This window comes from uncultured Gemella sp. (genome assembly GCF_963519265.1).
Taxonomy (GTDB): Bacteria; Bacillota; Bacilli; order Staphylococcales; family Gemellaceae; genus Gemella.
On record NZ_CAUQNQ010000072.1, the window covers coordinates 1 to 5,865 of the forward strand.

Genomic DNA, 5,865 nt, shown 5'->3' on the forward strand with positions numbered 1-5,865 from the left:
AAAACTATTAATTTAATTTACTACATTATAACTCTATAGCCTAAGTATTTGAGTATGTTATAGATTTATATTTCTAGAAAAAGAATATCCCCTAAATCTTCTCAAAACTTCTTCTACTAATTTACAATCCTCACTGTCCAATGATTTAATCATATCAATTACTTCAAAGTGAGTATCTGCCAACTCTTCTGGTTCCCCTTTTTCAGTTTTATAACCAACCAGTTCATCAATAGAAACGTTATATAGTTTCGCTATAGATACTAGTGTTGCAACGTTAGGTTCGTTTCTTCCGTATTCCCAGTTCGCATATACACCATGAGATGATAACTCTAGTTTATCTGCTACAGTTGACATAGAGTAATTGTTCATTTTTCGAAGTTTTTTTAAGTTTTGTGCCAGTAATGTTCCTTTATTCTTCAAAGTAATCCTCCTTTCTCATCTATAACCATTATACCTTGTTTTCTATAAAAAATCAAATTAAATTATAAATTTTTGAACCTTTTTTTTATGCTAATATGAAATATTATTTTCAAATTATGTGTAATTTTTACAGAAATACTACCAAGAACTGTGATATGTCAACCTCGAACAAAAATAAAACAACGCTTAAACTAGCGTTGTTTTCATTCATTAAATAGGTTTTTCAACAGTTAATATTTTTATATTTTTCAATAAATTTGTATAAACATAATTTGCTGCTATAAGACCAGCAACCGAAGGACAGAATGCATTAGATGCTGGTGGAATTTTCGCTTTTCGTATAGATGAGTCTTGTTTCCCAATTTTTTCTAAATATTCTTTGTTCGCAATTGTCGGACTTTCCGTAGAAAATACTACAGGAACTTTTCCTCGAACTTTTTCTTTTTTAAATTTAGTTCTTATTACTTTTGCTAATGGGCAAACTGTAGTTTTACTAATATCAGCAATTTGGAATTTTGTTGGATCTAGTTTATTTGCAGAACCCATTACACTAATCACTGGAATATTATTTGCTAAACAATATTTTATTAAATGTATTTTAAATGTCACCGTGTCACAAGCATCGATAACAAAGTCCAATTGTTTCTCATAAAATACTGGATATGTATCTTCTGTGTAGAAATCTTGAATAGCAATAACTTCACATTCTGGATTAATGTCCAAAATTCTTTTCTTCATTTCTTGAACTTTACTGCATCCTACGGTTTTAGTAGTGGCGTGTATTTGTCTATTAACATTTGTTATATCGATATCATCTTTATCCATTAAAACTAAAGATCCTACACCTGAACGTGCTAACGACTCAGCAGCAAATGAGCCTACACCACCAACACCTAGTATACCAACTCTTTTACTTTTTAATATTTCTAAACCTTCTGTTCCTATTACTAATTCATTTCTCGAAAATTGATGTAACATTTCTATCTCCATTTTTTAAATTATATAATTTTTAAATTAAAAAAGACTGGATACTTTTTTGAACCAGTCATAAAAAAACCAAAACGCCGTAGATTCTTACCTAAATTGGTCCTGATATAATCAGGTGGGTATGATAGCCTTATGTTCTAAAGTCTTCTCAAGGAAGCATTTTATACTAGTAAGCGATTCTCATTCCCGTTCAAAAAGTGTTAGGCCCGAATGTATGGTAAGTCTTACAAGCGCTTTAGTTTCTATTTATATTTTACCACACTTACTTTACTAAAACAACCTCAAAATTTGTATAATCAGGTAGATTGATTTATTCTTTTCATCTAAATCCTATTAAATAAAAGGTTTTCATAAAGTAAAATATTTTTTAAACATATTTTTAATAATCGATTCTTTTGCACTTATTTTTTTATTTAATTTTTATTATTTTAAGAGTTTTTTCAGAAACTTCCCTGTGTAGCTTTCATTATTTTCAATTAATTGCTCTGGAGTACATTCAGCTAAGATTGTTCCTCCTCCTACTCCACCTTCTGGACCTAAATCTATAAGATGATCGCAGCATTTTATAACATCTAAGTTGTGTTCAATCACAACAACTGTATTTCCACCATCAACTAACTTATCAATAATTTTAATTAATCTACTTATGTCATCAATATGTAAACCGGTTGTAGGCTCATCAAGAATATAAAGTGTTTTTCCTGTAGATTTCTTGTAAAGTTCACTCGCTAGTTTAACCCTTTGAGCTTCTCCACCAGAAAGTGTAGTTGCACTTTGACCTAATCTTATATAATCAAGACCCACATGTACTAATGTCTCAAGTTTATTTTTTATCTTAGGAATATTCTCAAAGAATTCATATGCTTCCTTAATTGTCATGTCTAAGACATCACTGATACTCTTACCTTTATATTTAACTTCTAATGTTTCTCTGTTGTATCGTTTACCTTTACATACTTCACATGGAACATAAACATCAGGCAAGAAGTGCATTTCAATTTTTAGAATTCCATCACCACTACAAGCTTCACAACGACCACCCTTTACATTAAAACTGAATCGTCCTTTTTTATATCCTCGCAATTTGGCTTCATTAGTACTTGCGTATAAATCTCTTATATCATCAAATACACCTGTATAGGTCGCTGGATTACTTCGTGGTGTTCTTCCAATTGGGCTTTGATCTATATCGATAATCTTATCTATATTTCCTTCAATTCCCTCTACCGATTTCACTACAGTTGTATCGATTTCCTCTTTATTAAGTACATTTTTTACTGAATTAAACAAGATTTCATTAACAAGTGTTGATTTACCACTACCTGAAACCCCAGTTACTCCAATAAATTTACCAAGTGGGAATTTCACACTAACGTCCTTTAGATTATTTTTTCTTGCTTTCTTAATAACGATATTTTCACCATTACCTTCTCTTCTTTTCGATGGTACGTCTATTTTTTTGCGGCCTGATAGATAAGCTCCAGTTATAGAATTTTCATTCGCCATGATTTCATCAGGTGTTCCAACAGCAACTACTTGGCCTCCATGTTCTCCTGCTTTAGGTCCTATATCAACTATATAGTCACAAGCTAGCATCGTATCTTCATCGTGCTCTACTACTAATACAGTATTGCCTAAATCTCTCATAGAAAGCATAGTATTAATTAATTTTTCATTATCTCTTTGGTGTAAGCCTATTGAAGGTTCGTCAAGAATATAAGTAACCCCCATAAGTTTCGAACCAATTTGCGTTGCTAATCGGATACGCTGAGCTTCTCCTCCTGATAATGTTCCAGATGATCTATCTAGTGTTAAATAATCTAAACCAACATCATTTAAAAACTGTAATCTTGATTTAATTTCTTTAAGTACTAATTTCGCTATTGCATAGTCTTTTTCACTTAGTTTTATATTTTGGAAAAATTCATAACTATCTTTAATAGACATTTCACAAACTTCTGCAATATTTTTTTCTGCGACATACACCGATAAGATTTCTGGTTTTAATCTTTGACCTTTACAACTACGGCATGAGTCTTCTTTAATATACTTAGCCATAGCTTCTCTTGTTGCTCTAGTCATCCCTGATTTATAACGTCTAAGAATATTATTCGCTACACCTTCAAAATATACTATACGTGAACGTTGTACCCCTTCGTCATTAATATATTTATGAGTAATTTCTTCATGATTATTTCCATATAAAATAATTTGTTGTTGTTCATTGTTTAAGTCTTTAAATGGAGTATCCATATCAATTCCAAAATGTTCACATGCGCATTTAATTAAACTTGGATAATATGTCGAAGTCGCATTATTATAAACTAATATAGCTCCTTCATTTATCGATAAGTCTTTTTGAATAATTTTATTAACGTCTACTGTTTCATGCATTCCTAAACCATCACATTCTGGACATGCTCCTTGTGGATTGTTAAACGAGAAAATACGAGGCTCTAAATCACCTAAAGTAAAATCGCAGTGTTTACAACTATACTTAGTTGAGAATAATTGTGTAGTTTCTTCTTTAACATCATCTATTTCTACTAAATCATTATTAGAAAGGTTTAGTGATGTTTCTAATGAATCAGCTAAACGTGTTTCAATTCCTTCTTTAATAACTATCCTATCAATAATTACACTAATAGAATGTTTTTTGTTTTTATCTAATTCTGGAATATCTCCAACTTCGTATAATTCACCATCAATTTTGAATCGAATATATCCATCTTTTATTAGTTTATCTATTAATTTTTTATGAGTACCTTTTTTATCCTTAACAATCGGTGCTACTATTTGGATTCTACTACGTTCTGGCATTAACATAATCGCATCTACGATTTGACTTATTGAACTACTCTCAATCTTCTCGTGATGATTTGGACAGTAGATTTCTCCAATTCTAGCATAAAGTAGACGCAAGTAATCGTAAATTTCTGTTACTGTTGCTACAGTTGACCTAGGGTTTTTTGATGTCGTTTTTTGATTTATTGATATTGCTGGCGATAATCCTTCGATAAGATCAACATCTGGCTTTTCAAGATTACCTAAGAACTGTCTAGCATATGCACTTAAACTTTCCACATAACGACGTTGTCCTTCAGCATAGATAGTATCAAAAGCCAGTGAACTTTTACCACTACCACTTAGCCCAGTAATAACAACAAACTGATCACGTGGGATTTCTAAATCTATATTTTTAAGGTTATTTTCCCTTGCTCCTTGTATTACAATTTTATTTTTCTTTTGCATAAATTACCTCAAATGATTCTATACAATCAAATTTTATTATTCATTGTAAAATCAATTTTGTGTCCTATTTTTTAGACTCATTTAATTTTACATTAACCTCCTTATTATAACATAAATGTAATTGAATATTAAAAAAGAAAGTTCTGAAAAACAATTTCAAAACTTTCAAATCATATAAATTTATTTTTGAATTGATAAAATACAATCATAAGATTTATCATATATAAAATTAACCTACTATTTAATCAATATATCAGTTCAAATTTTTACAATAAATCTATGATAAAATTCCCATTAAATTATCTATAATATTTTTCAAATTATTTTCTACATTCTCTAAAGTACTTCCCATACTATTTAATAATACATTCATATTTTCTTCAAAATCCTTAGGGAGAATTTTAGCATGTTCTTTAGCATACGATATCATTCTCTTTTCTCCTGGATGAGTAAGTTCATTTACTGCAAAAATAATATCGAAATAAGATTCTATAAATGCAGCCATACGATGATTTACACTAATAAAATCCCCACGATTAAATGCTTTTAGAATCTGTTTATCATAAGAAGGTAAGTTCCCTGTTAATAAACGAAGATTTTTTGAAATAATATTTTCTTTTAACTCCTTAGGAAATGGGACTTCAAATCTTTCTTGTATTTTATAAAATTCTTTATGTGGATCATAAAGAACTTTACTATTTTTCAAGTTATGCCAAAAACATGTTGTATAACCATTACCAGCTCGATGTTTTTCCACAACATTTTCTATATTATTCTCAAAATCATTTATATTTCTATAAATAATATCTATATCTACCCCATCAGATAAAGTACAATCATCTTCAAATTCCCAAAATTGATTATTTAATTCAATGTAAGAACAATATTTATCTAAAATTAATTTTCTACAATCTTTATCGGGTATGCTTGTACAATAAATATAGAGGTCATAATCGGAACTTTTATCAAAGTTATTATCACTTCTAGAGCCCCCCAATACTATTGCTGTTACCTCAGGGAATTTAGTAAATTCTAGCCAAAGTTTATCAAATACTACCATTGTATTATCCTTTCAATATCGATATAATTCCTATTACATATTATTCTAACATACATCCTTATTTGTATATATATTTTTTTAAAACTTTTATTAAATATTAAGAAAAAATGGAGTGACTCAAAAATCGTGATTTCTGAGAAATCAGT

The 5,865-nt window shown here is 29.5% G+C and carries 4 protein-coding genes and 1 other RNA gene; all 5 read right to left on the bottom strand.

The window, feature by feature from the left end; genetic code table 11:
• Positions 1-57: 57 nt before the first annotated feature.
• The 5 genes from RWN11_RS06585 to RWN11_RS06605 all read right to left on the bottom strand — a co-directional run bounded on the left by RWN11_RS06585 (position 58) and on the right by RWN11_RS06605 (position 5,719).
• Positions 58-420 carry a helix-turn-helix domain-containing protein gene (locus tag RWN11_RS06585; RefSeq protein ID WP_084812676.1) on the bottom strand — a complete coding sequence of 121 codons (363 nt, stop codon included), beginning with the start codon at positions 418-420 and terminating at the stop codon, positions 58-60.
• 210 nt (positions 421-630) lie between these two features.
• On the bottom strand, positions 631-1,398 hold the full coding sequence (locus RWN11_RS06590; RefSeq protein WP_314160963.1) for a tRNA threonylcarbamoyladenosine dehydratase: 768 nt from the start codon (positions 1,396-1,398) through the stop codon (positions 631-633).
• A gap of 71 nt (positions 1,399-1,469) precedes the next feature.
• A non-coding RNA gene (ssrS, locus tag RWN11_RS06595) (6S RNA) lies at positions 1,470-1,652 on the bottom strand.
• 178 nt (positions 1,653-1,830) lie between these two features.
• Positions 1,831-4,659 (bottom strand): excinuclease ABC subunit UvrA, encoded by a 2,829-nt coding sequence (uvrA, locus tag RWN11_RS06600; RefSeq protein ID WP_314160964.1) that lies wholly within the window; start codon positions 4,657-4,659, stop codon positions 1,831-1,833.
• 277 nt (positions 4,660-4,936) lie between these two features.
• Positions 4,937-5,719, bottom strand: a complete 783-nt coding sequence (locus tag RWN11_RS06605) for a nucleotidyltransferase domain-containing protein (RefSeq protein ID WP_314160965.1) — start codon at positions 5,717-5,719, stop codon at positions 4,937-4,939.
• Positions 5,720-5,865: the final 146 nt, after the last annotated feature.

Excerpts from the sequence above, each read along its gene's own strand:
- RWN11_RS06605 (WP_314160965.1), bottom strand. The coding sequence starts at position 5,719 with ATGGTAGTATTTGATAAACTTTGGCTAGAATTTACTAAATTCCCTGAG.
- RWN11_RS06590 (WP_314160963.1), bottom strand. The coding sequence starts at position 1,398 with ATGTTACATCAATTTTCGAGAAATGAATTAGTAATAGGAACAGAAGGT.
- uvrA (WP_314160964.1), bottom strand. The coding sequence starts at position 4,659 with ATGCAAAAGAAAAATAAAATTGTAATACAAGGAGCAAGGGAAAATAAC.